This window comes from Bacillus sp. G1(2015b) (assembly GCF_001482475.1).
GTDB classification, from domain to species: Bacteria; Bacillota; Bacilli; order Bacillales; family Bacillaceae; genus Bacillus; species Bacillus safensis.
This window is the reverse complement of record NZ_LKIC01000031.1, coordinates 104,907-121,897: the sequence shown is the minus strand read 5'-3', so window position 1 is coordinate 121,897 and position 16,991 is coordinate 104,907. Positions and strand designations below refer to the sequence as shown.

Genomic DNA, 16,991 nt, shown 5'->3' with positions numbered 1-16,991 from the left:
AAGATATAATAGTAATAAAAATACAAAAAAGGGAGGAATTTGATATGACAGAAACAAAAAACGAAATCAAACTACATGTTCTTTTTGGTGCTTTAGCAGTAGGATTCCTTATGCTAGCTCTTTTTTCCTTCTCGCTACAAATGCTGCCCGTTGCTGATCTAGCAAAAGAATTTGGTATTCCAGGCAGTGTTGCAGCTGTTGTTCTGAACGTGGTTGAAGCGGGTGGGGCTGTTACAACAATTGTCTCCATTTTAACTGCTGTTGGATCAGGTGGTCTTTCTCTCATTGCAGCGGCTGGTAAAGAGACAATTCGTCAGTACCTTAAAAACGAAATTAAGAAAAAAGGCCGTAAAGCCGTTATTGCTTGGTAATTCAATTTTATGACCCAATAGAAGGAGACTTTGTTCTCCTTCTATTTAAATTTTTATGCAGGTGAGAAGATGTTATATCCGTTATTATCACTACTTCTATCAATTAGAATGAAACAACAATATTCAAATCTAGCTCAGTTTATCATACGCAGGGTTCCATTTTTTAAATCGTTTTCATCTAAACAGTACATATTATTTTCTTGTATCCTAGATACTTTATTCGGATGCCTGATTGTATTCGTTATTTCTTCATATCTTTACTCTCCGGTCTATCAAATAGAATGGGAAAGTGCTTTTGTGATATTTTTGTTCCTTTTCTCTATTGTCAAAGGAATTGAATCTTATAGAAGAACGCATATTCTTCCTTTTGAAGAGTTGATACAGCTTGCACCTGTTTCCTCGAGACGTCTTTTTCAAACGCTTTTATTTTCAGAGTTGCTTTGGCTTCTTTTTACAAGCTTGAGTACTTATTTGATCTATTTTCTCTTTCAATATTTCATTGCTCAAACACATGACTTGTTATTCTGGTTGAAGCATCTCAATGTTATATTAACAGGCTTCTTACTTTTTATCGTCAGCAATAAGATATTTGGTGCTTACATCTATAACATTGTCGTAAAAAAAATTGGAATCATTCGTGTTCTTTTTTTCACAAGCATCTCTTTACTTTTCTTCTTATTCGGAAGGGTTCTTATATCGAACATTATTTTCCCTTTTTATCACACTTTCCGACAACTTTTTCAATCAATTTCTTCGCTTGCAGAAGATGCGTTTTGGATTACACTTTCAAACAATTTGATGTCTTTATATCAGAATAATCTTCAACAAATCCATCATGCTTTATTTTCACAGGATTCGGTATTTCTAAAATTTCTTGCGCTTTTTACTTCACCTGTCACATTTTTCGTGGTGATATTAGCTGCAATACTCCTTATGAAGACCCCTGTTCGCTGGATTCCGACTGGAAAAGAGTATGATCAAAGCTCAAAACATTTTAGAGATTTATTTTATTGGTACTTTCAAGCACTTGATAAAATTCAGAGCTCGCTGTTTCAAAAGAATATGCTGATTCAAAAAGATCTTAAGGTGCTAAAAGAAAAAAGGTGGCTGCTGTCTAAAGAGTTTTTTAATTATATGTTTATGTCATATGAAGCCTTCTTCTATGTCGGGGTTATGACCGCTTTGATCTCGATTATTGATCATCATACCTTGCAAGTTCAGCTATTATTCACTTTAAATGTGATGATTTTAGCTAATCAAACATATGAAATGAGAATGCTGACCCCTTCTATATTTTCTTTAAGTGCTGAAAAAAAGAATATTTGGCTTTATGGACTTTCTCAAACATCTCTTATGCAGTTTTTCTTATCAAAAATCCAGTTATTTTATTGTTTATTTTCCATACCATCACTCTTTCTATTGTTCATTAATCTAACAATCATTAGTGCATATCAACTTTTTGATGTTCAGATGCTTATTCAATTGGTGGCATTGGGAGTTGGCTTTTTCATTTTTCCATTGATTCAGCTGTATTTGTTTCCATTCATAACAAAATTTAATTTTATTCACGAGCATGAAATAGGGACAACCAATGAAGAAATAGATGTTATCGATAAAGGACAGGCCTTTGCTAGGAATTTTCTCGTGTTGCCTTTCATGTACTATATGATCTTGACCTCTTTTCTACCTATTTTGCAGCATTCTACAAGTCTCGTTAGCGTTCTGTTTGCTTTGTATTTTGTGATTGTTTCCGTGATTTGCTGGGTGTTATGCCGCAAGACCATCTATAAAGGGATTGAATATGTTGAAAAAAATAAGGTATTTTATATCGGAGAATAGACTGATTCTACGCCTCGGCTACCTCTACGCTGCTATCTTTATTGCAGCTGTGCTAATCGGAAGCCTTCTTCCTTATGATCAGATTCCTTATCTTAAAAAGGATGAAGAGATGTTTTTTCTATCTATTTTCTTAAACAATTTACAAGTTGGAATGGCGATATTAGGCATCGGAGCTTTTACAGGCGGGATCATGTCTGCAGGCATTCTTTTTTACAACGGCTACATAATCGGCAAGCTCGTTCAGTATCTGATTGTCAATCACGAAGCGCAGCAGCTATTCACAGGACTCCTTCCTCATGCTTTTGTAGAAGTTCTTGGATTAATTCTGTTTTCAATCGTCAGCTCTTTTCCTTTTATTTATCTATATCGATTTATAAAAGGAGAAACAATTGAATTAAAAAAACTGATCCTAACTGTGCTTCAATTGATTTTTGCAGCAGCCGTTCTTTTATTCACAGCATCTCTTTTAGAGCAATACGTTAGCCATGTACATCTACCATAGAAGAAAGGAGAATGTGGTTCCATGGAGCTACTTCTACGACCTAAGCAATTTTTCAATCAGAATCAATCAATTAAAACTATTGTAGGCCTTGTCTTACTATCCTTATTTGTGTCGACTGTCTTTTTAACATTTTTTATTATTGATTTGTTAGTAGATGAACCTTTATCCACTGGGAAACAACTTGCCAGCATTGTTTTTATCTTTTTGCTGACAATTCCGCTTTATTTCATTTTAAATTTTCTCAGTACTGTTCTAACTTCTATTTATATGTATTTTTTTCATAAAGCTTTTATTTTACGTAAAATGTATCTTGTTATTTTGGTTTATAATGCATTTCTTTTATTAGTGAATAGTGCAGCGATCTATTGTGTGATGGTGTTACAATTAGATCACTATTTTCTCTTGATTCAAATAGTTTCCTTCTTATTCAACTTATATCTTTTACGCATCCTTTATGATGGAATTATTTACTATGCTGAAGGATCAAAAAAAGCTGCCTTAGCAACTGTGATCTTGTATATGCTGGTGACTACTGCGTTTGTTATTGGAGGATTCATCAATGGCTAATCTTCAAGTGTCTCAGCTATCTTTTCACTATGAAACAACAGAAAAGACTTCTCACCTTCTCGATCATGTGTCATTTGATCTGAAAGAAAGTGATCGAGCTTGTATTATTGGAAAAAACGGCAGCGGTAAATCGACACTTTTAAAGATCATCGCAGGTCTGCTTCCTTCAGCATCCGAAACGATTTTACTTAACGGGCAGCATCACCCTGGAACCGCTCAATATAAAAGTCTGGTAGCGTACATTCCAGATAAACCTTTAGTCTATGATGCGCTCACTGGCTTCGAGCATATGGAGCTTATCCAGTCTTTATGGAATATGAAAAAGTCGGAAAAGGTTTTATACAAAGAAACCTTTCTATCGCTTTGTGATGCATTTGATTTAACTCATGCCCTAAAAATGCCTGTCAAACAGTATTCATTGGGCATGAGATATAAACTTTTTTTTAATAGTATGGTGGCAAGATCACCAGAGCTGATTATTCTTGATGAGCCTTTTACCTCTCTTGATGAAGCCTCTCAAATTCAATCGATTTCTTTATTAAAAAAAGAATTCTCACATCGATGCGTTTTATTTACAAGCCATCAGCGCTACCTTTATTCAGAATTAGGAAATCGTTTCTTCCAGCTGGACCAAGGAAAATTAAATGAAATGGAACGTTAACCATACAAAAGGCATCCCATAAAAGGATGCCCCTTCACTACCACTTACAGCGCTTCACCGGACGGCAGCAAGGGTTTTTGATATTACTGCCGCAATCGTATTCTTCTACAATATACTCGTTGTGAGTCGATTCAGTGACCGGATAGTAGTTTTCTATTCTTTTAATGTTTTTATTGACGTTTGTGATATGCGTTGGATGAATTTTTCTGATCGTTTGTTCATTCGTTCTTGTGTTGACAATTTGACGTGTGGGGAAAACAACCGTTTCTTCTCGGCGAGGTCCAAAGAAGAAATCATCTAATCGATTTCGGCTCATCTTAACACCCCTTCAAGTTGTCTTTCACTTACACTCTATCGTATGTTAGAGTTACCTTTCGTGATTAGATGCATGTCTATTTTTAAAGAAATCCACTTTCTATCTAGTTTTCTCTTTATTTACAAAAGGACAATTTTAACATATTATACAAATGAAATCTTGTGAAGATAGGACATCCATAAAAACAACACATAAGCTCTTTTTATTCACTGCATTTTTTCTACTCATCATCAAATAAGAGGTGAACGATATGATCAACACGACACAGCCATTCGAACGAAACAAGCTAGACATTGCACTAGAACTAACTCAATTACATCTGAATCAATATCAAACCAATCATCCTGATCAGCTGAGTGAAATTTACGCGAAATATTACGCGCTGCTTGAAGTGCTGGATTTGTCATCCTATGATCAATTAATTGATTTACTGCCAAATGAGCTCAAACAGACGCTTGAGTAAAAAAACCATCTATCCCGTGTGGGTAGATGGTTTTCTTAAATTTATACACGTGCAGCCATATCGGTTTCGATTTGCTCTAAGCTTCTTCCCTTTGTCTCGACTAGCACAAATCGGGTGAATAATAATCCGATTAAGCAGATGACGCCAAATGAGGAGAAAATAACCCCAAAGCTGAATTGATCTGCCAGGATAGGGAAAACGAGTCCAACTGCTAACGATCCGGTCCAGTTAAAGGCAGAAGAGATACCTGCTCCGATGCCTCTGACAGATAGCGGGAAGATTTCGCCAATGATGATCCAAGTGATCGGTGCCCACGAGAAGGCATAACACAAAATAAAGCAGCAAAGTGAAATCAATGTCACCCAGTTTAAAATTCCTTCACTGACGCCAAGTACACCTAATGCGGCTGGAGCAAAGAAAGAAAGGGCCATGCCCGATCCCCCTACAGTGAGAATCGTTCGGCGGTCAAAGCGGTCAACAAATTGTAAAAAGATCACGGTCGTGACGACAAAAATGACACCGACAATGACTGTAAAACCTGCGGCGACCTGCGGCGCAAGGCCTACATTCCGAGCGATACTCGTTGCATAATAGACAATGGAGTTCGCGCCTTGAATTTGTTGAAGGGTCGCCATTCCAACCCCAATGAAAAGAGCCATTCTGAATTTCTTTTGAAACAATTCACGAATACCCGAGCGTTCCTCTTTGGCGACTTCTAAAATTTCCTGCATTTCTGATTCGATTTCTTCACGGGAAGAACGCAGTGATCCTAATACCTCTCGTGCTTTATGAGCCATTCCGTGTTTAATCAAATATCTCGGAGATTCAGGAAGCTTCAGCATGCCAATATAAAGCACGATCGCAAATAAAGCAGCACTTCCCAGCATCCAGCGCCAGCTGTCTGGGATGGGTTCAAACACAAACGCGACAATATAGCTGAGCAATAGTCCAGTTACAATCATGAGCTGATTGAGTCCAGATAATTTCCCGCGGATTTTAGCAGGAGCGATTTCAGACATGTAAGCCGGAACCAATGATGAGGCTGTTCCTACTGCTGTCCCTAAAAAGATCCGAGCGATGGTGAGTGAAATCTCTTCTGGTGCGACAGCTGATCCGATAGCCCCGACAAAAAAGATAACGGATGAGACCAAAATGAGTTTTCTGCGGCCAAATTTATCCCCTAAGAGACCGCTTAAGATCGAGCCAATGATGGCCCCGCCCATTAATGAAGAGACAACAATTCCAAGCCATAATGGGCTGAGCTGAAATTCTTCCTGAATATGTCCTTCTGCCCCTGCAATAATACCAATATCATACCCAAATAAGATGCCTGCAAAGGACCCGAAAAAGAAGATAAATTTGCTTGACACTTTTTTCTCCAAGTGGATGACCCCCTCACTTAATTAACCGCTTTCATTTCTCCCTGTGCTTCCACTGTAAACAGTAGAAGACCTTTCATCCTTCTTCTATAAAACCACATATTCTGCATTGACAAGCTTTGTAAACTGAACAATTTGATCGACCGTTAAATTGAGAGACACGACTGTATGATGGCCTCCCCCTTGCTTAATCCATGCTTTGACGCCATCCTGAAAATTCGGTTTGATTTTCCACAATACACGCGCAACTGGTAAATGAGGTGCCGCTTCCTCCGGCTCAAAGGCTTCGACTTCTTGTATCAGCCATTTGAAATGTGTTCCAAAATCCGCTATGGAAACAACAACACCTTCGCCTGCTTTTCCATCAAATACAAGACGTGCTGGATCTTCCCGGTTTCCAATGCCAAGTGGAGACACGACTATGACGGGTTTTGTATGTGCGAGCGCTGGATCTACTTCCAGCATATGAGATTGCAGCACCGCTTCATGTCCAGACGTCATTTCATATGTGTAGTCCTCCATAAAACCAGTGGATTGATGATGGCTCATCACCTTTAATAAGCGGGATAGTGCAGCCGTTTTCCAATCGCCTTCCCCAGCAAAGCCGTATCCCTTTGCCATCAGCCGCTGTACCGCAAGTCCAGGCAGCTGCTTCATCCCATGTAAATCTTCAAAGTTTGTTGTAAAAGCATGATAGCCGCCTTCATCTAAGAAACGTTTGATGGCGATTTCATATCGCGCCTGCACCTTGACACTTTTTTCCCATTCGTCAACTGAATACGTTCCATAATTCACATCATATTGCGTTAAATACTCAGCAAATAATGCATCTACCTCTTCTTCCTCTACTGCATTTACATATTCGACGAGATCGCCTATTCCAAAGTAATCAACGGTCCATCCTAATTGAATCTGCGCTTCGATTTTATCGCCTTCTGTCACGGCCACATGCCGCATGTTGTCACCAAACCGGGCTACTTTGATGTGAAAGCTCTCATGATAGGCAGCCGCAACGTCCATCCAATCAGCAATTTGCTGCTGCACATCCGGCTTAGACCAATGACCGGTCACAATTTGGTTTTGTTTATTTAAACGTGCATTGATATAGCCATATTCTCTATCTCCATGTGCGGATTGATGAAGATTCATATAGTCCATGTCGATCGTGTCCCACGGAATCTTTTCATAATATTGTGTGACAAGATGCAAAAGAGGCTTTTGCAAAAGATTGGTCCCGCGTATCCACATTTTCGCTGGTGAAAATGTATGCATCCACGTCATCACACCAATGACTTCATCGCGATAATTGACCTCTTTCATAAGTTTTGTGATTTGATCGGCGCTGACAGCCAGCTCCTGCAAAATCACTGGATAAGGAAGTAAACCGCTTTCATTTAAGGCATCTGTCATCTTTTGTGCATTTGCTTTTACTTTCTGCAGTGCTTCATCACCATATAAATGCTGTGACCCAACGATAAACCAAAATTCTTTTTTCTGACTTGTTAACATAGATATCCCTCTTTTCTTTATCTTGAAGGTTTTTGTCCGTAATACGCATGCTTTCCATGTTTTCTTAAGTAATGTTTATCTAAAATTCGCTGCGGCAATGGCTCCGCAAATTCGTTCAATTGCTTGGCAAAAAGGTTCATTTTGGCAACTTCATCTAAAATCACACTGTTTGTGACCGCACTTTTTGCATCCTTCCCCCATGTAAACGGACCATGCCCTTGAAGCAATACACCCGGCACCGCCATGACATCTAGGTTTCTTTTCTCAAACGTTTCGATGATCAGCCGGCCGGTCGCTACCTCATAACCGCGATTGACTTCTTCTTCTGTCAGAAAACGAGCGCACGGAACAGCGCCGTAAAATGTATCGGCATGTGTTGTGCCCATTGCTGGTAAATCAAGACCTGCCTGCGCCCAAACGGTTGCCCACATAGAATGGCTATGTGAAATACCCCCAATTTCCTCAAAGTGTTTGTAAAGAACTGCATGTGTAGCTGTATCTGACGAAGGACTGAATTCTCCTTCCACCACTTCACCGTCAAAGTTCACCACGACCATATCTTTTGCTGATAGTTTGTCATATGCTATGCCGCTCGGCTTAATCACAAACAAACCACTGTCACGATCACATGCACTGACATTGCCCCATGTAAATTTCACAAGTCCGTATTTTGGCAAATCTAAATTTGCTTGATACACTTCTTCTTTTAAGCGATCTAGCATACCGTCGTCACTCCTTTCTTTGGCATCAGATGCGCTACTGCCGCTTCTTCAATCGGAAGCCCCTTTTGATAGCGCTTTAAAAATTCGTCAAAGCCTTTGACATCGAGTGGATCGGGCTCCATGAGTTCTTCTGATGTATGGGCAAATACTCGTTGGGTAAGAAATTCAGCCAATGTTTGCTGCTGATGATGGACCATATATGAAGCAAGGGCCGCCATCCCAAACGCACCACCTTCTCCCGCTGTTGAAACGACTGATACAGGTGTATTTAGCGCTGCGGCAACCATTTTTTGTCCAACGAGCGGTGTTTTAAATAATCCCCCGTGTCCTAGTAAGCGGTCAATCACTACATGCTCCTGTTCCTTTAACCGGTCCATGCCTATTTTCATAGCGCCAAAAGCGGAGAACAAATGGGTGCGCATGAAATTAGCGAGGTTAAAGCGGCTTTCAGGAGACCTGACAAAAAGAGGTCTTCCTTCTGGCAGTCTCGTAATATTTTCACCAGAGTAATAGCCATAGCTTAAGAGTCCGCCGCCATCTCGATCTGCTTCTAAAGCTTGCTGCAATAGGGACTCGTATAACCTTTCTGACTCCACTTGCATGCCTAGTGCTTCAAATGCCTCTCTGAATATATTCATCCAAGCGTTTAGGTCACTTGTACAGTTATTCGCATGAACCATGGCAACTGGCAGTCCATCCGGCGTCGTGACAAGATCCACTTCTGGATAGACACCTTTTAGATCCTGCTCTAGCACAATCATGGCAAAAACAGATGTCCCAACAGAAATATTCCCAGTCCGTCTTTCTACACTGTTTGTCGCCACCATTCCCGTTCCAGCGTCACCTTCCGGCGGGCAAAATGGAATGCCTGGCTGCAAATGTTTTCCTTGATCCAAAATGGCTGCCCCTGCTGCCGTTAACACGCCTGCCTCTTCACCTGCTAAATAGACACGCGGCAGAAGGTGACGAAGCTTCCACGGATAGCCTTTTTCTGCAATCAATGCTTCAAATTGCTGGAGCATTTCTTCATTGTAGTCCTTCGTTTGTTCATCAATTGGAAACATCCCTGACGCATCACCAATACCAATGGCCTGCTTTCCGGTTAACAGCCAGTGAATATATCCAGACAAAGTGGTCATATATTCTAATCGGGATAGATGTTTTTCCTCTTCTAATACCGCTTGATACAAATGGGCAATACTCCATCTTTCTGGAATATGAAATTGAAATACATCTGTCAGCTTTTGACTCGCCTCGATGGTCGTTGCATTTCGCCATGTTCGGAACGGAACAAGAACCTCTCCTGTATGATCACATGCCACATAACCATGCATCATCGCTGATACCCCGATTGAGCCAATGGTTTGAATGGTCACACCATACTTTTGCTCGGCCTGTTCTTTCATCTCTCGATAGGCCACTTGCAGACCTGTAATGATATCAATTAAGTTGTACGTCCAAATTCCATCCTGGAGAAAACTTTCCCATTCATATGCACCTTGTGCAATTGGCTGAAATTCCTCATCTATTAAAATCGCTTTAATTCGTGTTGAACCAAATTCAATGCCTAAAGATGTCCGTCCTTCTTTCAAGGCTTTGGCCGTCTCTTTATGATTCAATCTACGTTCACCCCCATTTTGATAGCGGTTTCAATTTTGTTTTTCTAGATTCATTGATTATCTGGTACAATCACAATATAATATTTGTACGTACATATGTCAATAATAAATATAGTTGTACATACACAATGTGACAAAAACCTGCATTTTTTCTGGAGGGGTCATGACAGAAAAGGAATGCGCCTGTTTTTGATTCGACAACCATGTTAAAATATGTCCATACAATTTCTTCTCAATCCGAGTAGATGATCAACTGAGAAAGAAGTGAAACGATGAAAAAGAAGTACCAGATCATTATTGATGATATAAAAAGCAAAATACTCACAGGGGATTATCGGATCGGGGAGCGCATTCCAACCGAATCAAGCCTGCAAGACATGTATCAAGTAAGCAGACATACAGTTCGAAAAGCCATTTTGGAATTGTCCAGCGAAGGATTTTTGCGCAGCGAAAAAGGTTCAGGCACATTTGTGACCAATCAATATCAAACAAAACCTGCGGGACATGCACATATGAAAACGATTGGGGTCATTACAACATACATATCCGATTACATTTTCCCTTCCATCATTCGAGGCATTGAAAGCCGATTAAACGAAGAGAACTATTCCTTGTTACTGGCAAGCACAAATAACGATGTTGAGCAGGAGAAAAAAGCGCTGGAAATGATGCTGTCTTTTGGGGTGGACGGACTTATTGTCGAGCCGACGAAAAGCAATTTATATAATCCAAACATTTCGTACTACTTATCCTTTAAAGAACAGGATGTACCGCTCATTATGATCAATGCTTATTATGAGCAGCTAGAGGTTCCTTTTCTCTGTTTAGATGATGTGAAGTCCAGCTATTTAGCCACAAAAGAGCTGATCACCTCGGGCCATCAGCAAATTGGACTTATTTCAAAAACAGATGATTTACAGGGGAAATATCGGATGAAGGGCTATATTCAAGCGCTAGGTGAAGCGAAGCTTAATTTCCTGCCTGAGCATGTGCTCTTTTTCGATACAGAATCGAAGCAGCATTTGGGGGAGCAAATTCACACATTTCTGATGGCGCACAGACATGAATTGACCGCCCTTGTTTGCTATAACGATGAGGTGGGTTTAGAAGTAGCCAATGTATGCAGCGAAATCGGGCTGTCCATTCCAGATGATCTCTCGATTATTGGACAGGATAATTCGTATATTGCCCAGAAAAATGCCCATGTGAAGCTGACAACACTGACCCATCCACAGGAGCAAATGGGCCGTGATGCAGCAGACTGGATGATTAAAAAAGTACAAGGGAAAAAGAATCTCCCTGATCAAACGTTTTACGAGCCTGAATTGGTTCCAGGTGAAACGATCAAACGAATAAAATGAGCCCTTACTCCAAGTGGCTCATTTTATTTTAGATTCCAGCATAAAGCGTGAATGGTTGGGATCTCTGAAATGAAAGACATGTGTTTCCCCTCATCCATCATGAATCAATAAAAAATCCCCATCTTATAAAAAGATAGGGAACATATCTATTATGCCTCTTCTTTATGGGAAGGCACCGCACATACGCCATCTGCACATGCCGCTTCAAACGCATTGTCAGCAGCTTTCTCTGCTTGAGCTGCTTCCTCTGTCCAAGCTGTTTCAAGTGCGCGCAGGAACGTATCTGCTGGCTGTGCACCTGCCACTGAATATTTGTTATTGATTAAGAAAAATGGTACGGCATTAATACCAAGCTGTCTCGCTTCTTTTTCATCTTCTCGTACATGATCTGCAAATTCCTCGCTGTCAAGAGCTTGCTCTACTTCCTTTAAGTCAAGACCTGCTTTTTCTGCAATGTCTAAAAGAGTTTGACGGTCACCAACATGCTTTCCGTCTGTAAAATACGCTTGAAACAGCTCTCCCATGACGAAATCACCTTTCCCCTTTTGACCAGCATATTGCGCCAATCGGTGGGCATCAAAGGTGTTTGTCAACACGAGCGGATCGAATTGAAAATCGATTCCTTTCTCTTTACCGGCCTGCTTCACCTGCTCATTCATCGCCATGGCCTGGCTGCGGCTCATGCCATATTTTTTGACGAGCATATCGTGAACGTCATGATCGACATCAACAGGTGCGTGCGGATCAAGCTCAAAGCTTTTAAACTCTATCTCTACCTGTTCCTTCTCTGGAAATTGTTCTAGCGCTGTTTCCAGCTGTTTTTTTCCTATATAACAAAAAGGACAGGCGATATCTGACCAAATTTGTACTTTCATGTTCATCTTCCTTCCGTGCTGCACTTTTAATTTAACGATGTAACAATTATAGTTACATCAATTAGATGATGTCAAGATTCTTATCTTGTTTTAAATGAAAAAGCCTCTCCTTTTAAGAAAGGAAAGGCTTTGAAAATATCTATTCTAAATTTGCATGGTGACCGTACATTGTATGTGTGTCGAGCTCTTTTATTTCCATTAACCTTAAAATGACCGCATCGTATGTCAGAAGAAGCGACTGCTCAAATAGTGAGCCCATTGGCTGAATGGTATGATGGTTTCCTTCCTGTTGATCCTTCGGTGCACCTGACAATAAGATGACTTCATCCGATAGATCAGCTAAAGGTGACTCAGCAGAAAGCGTGAATGCTGCCACTTTTCCGCCAATTGCTTTTGCCTTTTTTGCAAGGACGAGTAAAGACTCTGTACGGCCAGAGCCGCTCCCGACAATCAAAAGATCCTCTTCTGTAAAAGAAGGCGTATTCGTTTCACCAATTACATATGCCTTGACGCCAATATGAGTAAGTCTCATCGCAAACGATTTTCCCATCAAGCCAGATCTGCCCGCACCTGTCACAAAGACTTTTTGTGCAGATAAAATACTTGTGACCAGACGCTCTGCTTGTTCGTCTTGAATGGCAGACGAATGATCAGAAAGCTCATTTAAAATGGCTTTCACATAGTCGCTGGTCTTCATGATTGTGCGATCAGCTGTTTCATTTGTGCAGCCACTTCTGCTTTATTGTCCTGGCTTGCAATACCGCCGCCGACAATGATTAAATCAGGGTTTAATTTCACGACTTCAGGTAACGTATCAAGCTTAATTCCACCTGCAATCGCTGTTTTCGCTTGCTTGACAACTTCTTTAATCGTCATAAGATCAGCAAATGAATTTTGACCAACCGCTTGCAGGTCATAGCCTGTATGCACACAAATATAATCGACTCCAAGCGCATCCAGCTCTTTTGCACGGCCTGCGATATCTTTGATGCCAATCATATCAACTAAAATTTGTTTTCCTCTTGCTTTCGCTTCTTTCACCGCTCCTTGAATAGACATATCTTCTGCCGCTGCAAGAATGGTGACGATATCTGCTCCAGCTTCAGATGCCTGCTGCACTTCATAGCCGGCAGCATCCATAATTTTCAAATCAGCGAGTACACGTAAATTCGGAAAAGCCTGCTTGACTTCTTTTACAGCACGAAGCCCTTCGTTAATCACAACAGGTGTCCCAATTTCGACCACATCAATGGATGCTTCTACTTCTTTGATCAGCTCAATTGCCTCTGGTATATTCACTAAATCTAATGCTAATTGTAATTTCATCAACTTTCACTCCCGTTTTTCATCTCATCTTCAAGAGCTCCGCGGATGATGCATCTTGAACGATGAAATGAGTATAACAACAGGAATGACGCAATGTAAGTACGCACTTTTTTTTTACATACTATACTTTTCCGCATATGGTTACAAAAAAGATACTGTCTTTTGGGCAGTATCTCAGGGTAAAGACAAAGGGCTAAAATAAAGTAATTTTAGCCCTTTGTCTACAATCGGTAATATGACTATTTATCGTCCTTTAAGAAATTGCTGTCGAGATACTGTTTTCCCCAATCATACATCGCCTCTAAAATCGGCATTAAGCTTTCTCCAAGTTCTGTGAGAGAATACTCAACCTTTGGCGGGACGACAGGATAAACCTCCCGGTGCACAATGTGATCTTCCTCTAATTCTCTTAGCTGATTGACAAGCATTCTTTGCGTAATCCCAGGCATTAACGACTTTAACTCACCAAAACGTTTTGTCCCTTCTCTGCCCAGATGCCATAAAATCAGCATTTTCCACTTACCGCCGATAATATTCAGCGTCAGCTCCTTTTCGCAGTTGAACACTTTATTTTCCATTCGTGATGACAACGACATACACTCCTTTAATAACAAACCACTTAGGTTTTATCATAACTGCAACAAAATGGATTGCCTAGCATATGGTCTTCGTTATTGATTTTGTTTTTTGACAAAAGCCATCACAGCCTCCGTCATTTTTTGTGCTTCTTTTGGCGCCCTGTCTGATCCAAACCATTTGTTCAAGTCACTGTGGCTCAGCGTATGCACCCGAAAAACAAACCGAGAGCCTTTATCATGGTTCAGTTTTTCAGCAAATCTGTACACCTCAGGATTTTCCCAGCCCGTCACCAAATAGACAGGCGGTAAATTCTTTTGATTCATATAAGTAACAGGTGATGCCTTTGTCCAATTCTCCTTTTGTTTGCCAAAGACTTTTTTATACGATGGGATGGCTTGTATAAATTGATTAAGGTTTAACGGCCCGTCTAGAACCACAATGGAATTGATCGTTGTTGGCGACAGCCCCACACGTTTTAAGTAAGTCGAATCTGTAGCAACGAGCGCCGTCAAATGACCGCCCGCTGAGTGACCCATGACATTGATTTTTGATGAATCAATTTGATATTCATCCGCATGATTCTTCACCCATTTAATGGCGTTTGCCGTATCATCTGCCATCTGCTCATAGTTGGCATTAGGGTGAAGCCTGTAATTCATTGAAACAAATACATACCCTTGATCTGTAAAATAATCAGCTTTAGAAGCGACCCTATTCTTATCGCCGCCTGTCCAGCCGCCGCCATGGAGATAGATCATCACTGGATGCTTCTTCTTTTTATCTTCATCTTTGCCCTTCGGCATATACATATCGAGGGTTTGCTGTTTATTTTGTGTGTCTGCATAATGGATGTTTGTCGTCGGTTTAGGCTGGTTGAAACGGAACACAAAGAATGCGCAAACCAATAAGCCTGCGATGACCGCCGCAAATAAGAGCCATTTCAAGATTCGATTCAATGTCATTGCACCTTTCTATGTTGGGATGGGGAAACATGAGTAGCAGATATGTAGATAAACTAGCACCATTCAATTCGATACTAGATTCATATGGGATGTGCAAGAGCAAAACAATTGATCAAGTCGTCATATTCATTATACTCTTTAAAGTAGTGGAATTCATTGATTTGCTTCTGGATTTTTCCATCTAAAAACCATGTCATTGTTTGTCCTCCAAGACGTTATTGTATAAATGCAATAATTTGTTTTCTTGTTTCTTCATGGTATTGAACGTAGGAATGCAATAAAGGATACGATTCAAGGATATGTTGAAACGATTTGATTTGAGGGGATTGCTCTCCAAATGACTGACGTAACACGTTTAACTGTTTTTTCGGTATTCGTTTATGATCAACCACATAACTCAAACTGCCTGCAACAAGTGAAAAAAATAAATAAAAATCATCTGAGGGCATACCAGTTTCTTCTTCAAAAGAGACGATATCATCTGGATAAGCGGAATCTAACAAGTATTGATAGCGCTGCTTCAAATCATTGATTAAGCCTTTCTTTATCTTGGCTGAACTTCATGGACCTTTCCCCTTTCTCTCATTGTTTGTAAATTCTCATTTAGACTTTTATGTTAAATAGAAAATTTGCATTTGCATCAGATTCTTCAAGTATTTCATTGTTCAAGTGCCATATCCCATGAGGATGGTAGCTACATTAGATTCATCTTTCTAAACTACTAAACATTTCATTTACTCTCCTAACAAATCATGTCACGGAGTTTGTATATATTCTTCAAATGATATAAAGTCCGCTTTTTCTCGAAATTCGCTTAAGATTTTCTGATCTCCTGTAAAAATAACATCTGTCGAATCAAAAAAACCGATTTCAAACACAGCTTGAGGAATAACGGGTGTATAATTCACGTTCCAATATCGTTCATTATCTTCAATTTGAGGTATTGAACTGATATTCAAATGATCTACATGTCGAGGCAATGCGGTCAAAACAGCGAAAATAAAAGAATAACAATAATCATTTAAGAATTTTTTGAAATGTTCACCCTTTAGAAATAAAAAATCCGTATAATCCGGCATTACTTCTGAATGGAATTCATTTTGCCGATCATGAAGCATTGTGAGTGTCACATCGCTTATGACCCAGTTATACTCTTCTACGTTTAAATTGATTTTCTTTATTAATTCATTTGCTTCGAATAAATCTTCGGCTAATACGATTCTCATATACTTTCTCCATCTCATGATAATGATAAATTTTAAAAATAGTGTAAATCCATATAAATATGTGTTACCTTCTTCAGTAAAAATCTCACTCTAAGTCGGAATAATTAGATTGAAATCGAGAGAAATATCCATTGGATAATTTCTCTTGATTAAATAACAGTTCTAACCAATTTGCTAAAACAGGGTGATCCAGTGGCTTCCATCCTTCTTCTAATAACATATCTTTTGCAGAATCTTTTGTTGATACCATCCCTATGATACAAATTTCCATATCTCTATCTGCCCAAATCGCCCACTGCAAAGAATGAGATAACCAGACAACTATATTCGAATTCGTGATTATATTATCCGCTATGGAACCTTTTGGGTGCATCCATAGTGCATTTACATAATCCTCACCTGAAATGTTCACACTCGCTTTCAGCCAATTGTAATAACCAAACTCCTTCAAATAGTAATCAACTGGATCTGGCTTAAGGACTGCGGTCAAAAATTCTCCATCATGTGTTAAATTGGATAACTCCTTGATTGTAGGTAAAATATTATCACTTAATGCCCAATCAAACTCTTGAAATAAAAAACAATCAAAATTCTTACGGAAGACATGTTGTGGAAGACCTTTATTTTGATCAAATACATGATCTACTAAATTCTGATAGAACTTGAATTCTTTTTCTGAACGAATAAATAAGTGCTCAGGCTGGTTCAAGGAAA

20 protein-coding genes are annotated in these 16,991 nt (G+C 39.7%); 7 read left to right on the top strand and 13 right to left on the bottom strand.

Annotation, left to right across the window (positions count from 1 at the left end):
* Positions 1–44 precede the first annotated feature (44 nt).
* The 5 genes from AMR95_RS17995 to AMR95_RS17975 all read left to right on the top strand — a co-directional run bounded on the left by AMR95_RS17995 (position 45) and on the right by AMR95_RS17975 (position 3,940).
* Positions 45–371: an uberolysin/carnocyclin family circular bacteriocin gene (locus tag AMR95_RS17995; protein WP_024423066.1), complete on the top strand. Its 327-nt coding sequence runs from the start codon at positions 45–47 to the stop codon at positions 369–371.
* A 933-nt stretch (positions 372–1,304) separates the two neighbouring features.
* On the top strand, positions 1,305–2,210 hold the full coding sequence (locus tag AMR95_RS19470; RefSeq protein ID WP_231746910.1) for a hypothetical protein: 906 nt from the start codon (positions 1,305–1,307) through the stop codon (positions 2,208–2,210).
* Positions 2,173–2,712: a stage II sporulation protein M gene (locus tag AMR95_RS17985; protein WP_231746909.1), complete on the top strand. Its 540-nt coding sequence runs from the start codon at positions 2,173–2,175 to the stop codon at positions 2,710–2,712. Before AMR95_RS19470 ends, AMR95_RS17985 begins: the two co-directional genes overlap by 38 nt.
* A 21-nt stretch (positions 2,713–2,733) precedes the next feature.
* Entirely contained in the window at positions 2,734–3,279 is a 546-nt protein-coding gene (locus AMR95_RS17980) for a hypothetical protein (protein WP_034280043.1), read from the top strand.
* Positions 3,272–3,940, top strand: a complete 669-nt coding sequence (locus AMR95_RS17975) for an ATP-binding cassette domain-containing protein (protein ID WP_058839037.1) — start codon at positions 3,272–3,274, stop codon at positions 3,938–3,940. Before AMR95_RS17980 ends, AMR95_RS17975 begins: the two co-directional genes overlap by 8 nt.
* Before the next feature lie 37 nt (positions 3,941–3,977).
* Here AMR95_RS17975 and AMR95_RS17970 read toward each other — a convergent pair whose 3' ends face one another.
* Complete coding sequence (locus AMR95_RS17970) at positions 3,978–4,256, bottom strand: spore coat protein (protein WP_058839036.1); 279 nt, start codon at positions 4,254–4,256, stop codon at positions 3,978–3,980.
* Between the two features lie 250 nt (positions 4,257–4,506).
* Between AMR95_RS17970 and AMR95_RS17965 the strand changes: the two genes are divergently transcribed.
* The gene (locus tag AMR95_RS17965) at positions 4,507–4,719 is read left to right on the top strand and encodes a hypothetical protein (RefSeq protein WP_024427922.1); all 213 of its coding nucleotides are present in this window, start codon (positions 4,507–4,509) and stop codon (positions 4,717–4,719) included.
* A 41-nt stretch (positions 4,720–4,760) separates the two neighbouring features.
* Here AMR95_RS17965 and AMR95_RS17960 read toward each other — a convergent pair whose 3' ends face one another.
* From AMR95_RS17960 to AMR95_RS17945, 4 genes are all read right to left on the bottom strand, one after another.
* Positions 4,761–6,101, bottom strand: a complete 1,341-nt coding sequence (locus AMR95_RS17960) for a sugar porter family MFS transporter (protein WP_058839035.1) — start codon at positions 6,099–6,101, stop codon at positions 4,761–4,763.
* 84 nt (positions 6,102–6,185) lie between these two features.
* Positions 6,186–7,607, bottom strand: a complete 1,422-nt coding sequence (gene araA / locus AMR95_RS17955) for an L-arabinose isomerase (RefSeq protein WP_058839034.1) — start codon at positions 7,605–7,607, stop codon at positions 6,186–6,188.
* Positions 7,608–7,624: 17 nt separating this feature from the next.
* Complete coding sequence (locus AMR95_RS17950; RefSeq protein ID WP_058839033.1) at positions 7,625–8,329, bottom strand: L-ribulose-5-phosphate 4-epimerase; 705 nt, start codon at positions 8,327–8,329, stop codon at positions 7,625–7,627.
* Positions 8,323–9,948 (bottom strand): xylulokinase, encoded by a 1,626-nt coding sequence (locus AMR95_RS17945; RefSeq protein WP_058839032.1) that lies wholly within the window; start codon positions 9,946–9,948, stop codon positions 8,323–8,325. Before AMR95_RS17945 ends, AMR95_RS17950 begins: the two co-directional genes overlap by 7 nt.
* A 272-nt stretch (positions 9,949–10,220) precedes the next feature.
* Here AMR95_RS17945 and AMR95_RS17940 point away from each other — a divergent pair, with 272 nt between their 5' ends.
* Positions 10,221–11,309 carry a GntR family transcriptional regulator gene (locus AMR95_RS17940; protein ID WP_058839031.1) on the top strand — a complete coding sequence of 363 codons (1,089 nt, stop codon included), beginning with the start codon at positions 10,221–10,223 and terminating at the stop codon, positions 11,307–11,309.
* A gap of 149 nt (positions 11,310–11,458) precedes the next feature.
* Here AMR95_RS17940 and AMR95_RS17935 read toward each other — a convergent pair whose 3' ends face one another.
* From AMR95_RS17935 to AMR95_RS17900, 8 genes are all read right to left on the bottom strand, one after another.
* On the bottom strand, positions 11,459–12,184 hold the full coding sequence (locus tag AMR95_RS17935) for a DsbA family oxidoreductase (protein ID WP_058839030.1): 726 nt from the start codon (positions 12,182–12,184) through the stop codon (positions 11,459–11,461).
* A gap of 139 nt (positions 12,185–12,323) precedes the next feature.
* Positions 12,324–12,881, bottom strand: a complete 558-nt coding sequence (gene hxlB, locus AMR95_RS17930) for a 6-phospho-3-hexuloisomerase (protein WP_058839029.1) — start codon at positions 12,879–12,881, stop codon at positions 12,324–12,326.
* Positions 12,878–13,510, bottom strand: coding sequence for a 3-hexulose-6-phosphate synthase (hxlA, locus tag AMR95_RS17925; RefSeq protein WP_039180128.1), 633 nt, complete (start codon positions 13,508–13,510; stop codon positions 12,878–12,880). Before hxlA ends, hxlB begins: the two co-directional genes overlap by 4 nt.
* A 239-nt stretch (positions 13,511–13,749) precedes the next feature.
* Positions 13,750–14,106 carry a winged helix-turn-helix transcriptional regulator gene (locus AMR95_RS17920; protein WP_012010675.1) on the bottom strand — a complete coding sequence of 119 codons (357 nt, stop codon included), beginning with the start codon at positions 14,104–14,106 and terminating at the stop codon, positions 13,750–13,752.
* Between the two features lie 75 nt (positions 14,107–14,181).
* Entirely contained in the window at positions 14,182–15,051 is an 870-nt protein-coding gene (locus tag AMR95_RS17915) for an alpha/beta hydrolase (RefSeq protein WP_058839028.1), read from the bottom strand.
* A 215-nt stretch (positions 15,052–15,266) separates the two neighbouring features.
* A complete protein-coding gene (locus tag AMR95_RS17910; protein ID WP_231746908.1) occupies positions 15,267–15,575 on the bottom strand; it encodes a YxiJ-like family protein in 309 nt (102 codons plus the stop codon).
* A 231-nt stretch (positions 15,576–15,806) separates the two neighbouring features.
* Positions 15,807–16,277 (bottom strand): hypothetical protein, encoded by a 471-nt coding sequence (locus AMR95_RS17905; protein ID WP_058839026.1) that lies wholly within the window; start codon positions 16,275–16,277, stop codon positions 15,807–15,809.
* Positions 16,278–16,362: 85 nt separating this feature from the next.
* A complete protein-coding gene (locus AMR95_RS17900; protein WP_058839025.1) occupies positions 16,363–16,986 on the bottom strand; it encodes a hypothetical protein in 624 nt (207 codons plus the stop codon).
* Positions 16,987–16,991 lie beyond the last annotated feature (5 nt).

Excerpts from the sequence above, each read along its gene's own strand:
- AMR95_RS17995 (WP_024423066.1), top strand. The coding sequence starts at position 45 with ATGACAGAAACAAAAAACGAAATCAAACTACATGTTCTTTTTGGTGCT.
- AMR95_RS19470 (WP_231746910.1), top strand. The coding sequence starts at position 1,305 with ATGAAGACCCCTGTTCGCTGGATTCCGACTGGAAAAGAGTATGATCAA.
- AMR95_RS17985 (WP_231746909.1), top strand. The coding sequence starts at position 2,173 with ATGTTGAAAAAAATAAGGTATTTTATATCGGAGAATAGACTGATTCTA.
- AMR95_RS17980 (WP_034280043.1), top strand. The coding sequence starts at position 2,734 with ATGGAGCTACTTCTACGACCTAAGCAATTTTTCAATCAGAATCAATCA.
- AMR95_RS17975 (WP_058839037.1), top strand. The coding sequence starts at position 3,272 with ATGGCTAATCTTCAAGTGTCTCAGCTATCTTTTCACTATGAAACAACA.
- AMR95_RS17970 (WP_058839036.1), bottom strand. The coding sequence starts at position 4,256 with ATGAGCCGAAATCGATTAGATGATTTCTTCTTTGGACCTCGCCGAGAA.
- AMR95_RS17965 (WP_024427922.1), top strand. The coding sequence starts at position 4,507 with ATGATCAACACGACACAGCCATTCGAACGAAACAAGCTAGACATTGCA.
- araA (WP_058839034.1), bottom strand. The coding sequence starts at position 7,607 with ATGTTAACAAGTCAGAAAAAAGAATTTTGGTTTATCGTTGGGTCACAG.
- AMR95_RS17950 (WP_058839033.1), bottom strand. The coding sequence starts at position 8,329 with ATGCTAGATCGCTTAAAAGAAGAAGTGTATCAAGCAAATTTAGATTTG.
- AMR95_RS17940 (WP_058839031.1), top strand. The coding sequence starts at position 10,221 with ATGAAAAAGAAGTACCAGATCATTATTGATGATATAAAAAGCAAAATA.
- AMR95_RS17935 (WP_058839030.1), bottom strand. The coding sequence starts at position 12,184 with ATGAAAGTACAAATTTGGTCAGATATCGCCTGTCCTTTTTGTTATATA.
- hxlB (WP_058839029.1), bottom strand. The coding sequence starts at position 12,881 with ATGAAGACCAGCGACTATGTGAAAGCCATTTTAAATGAGCTTTCTGAT.
- hxlA (WP_039180128.1), bottom strand. The coding sequence starts at position 13,510 with ATGAAATTACAATTAGCATTAGATTTAGTGAATATACCAGAGGCAATT.
- AMR95_RS17920 (WP_012010675.1), bottom strand. The coding sequence starts at position 14,106 with ATGTCGTTGTCATCACGAATGGAAAATAAAGTGTTCAACTGCGAAAAG.
- AMR95_RS17915 (WP_058839028.1), bottom strand. The coding sequence starts at position 15,051 with ATGACATTGAATCGAATCTTGAAATGGCTCTTATTTGCGGCGGTCATC.
- AMR95_RS17905 (WP_058839026.1), bottom strand. The coding sequence starts at position 16,277 with ATGAGAATCGTATTAGCCGAAGATTTATTCGAAGCAAATGAATTAATA.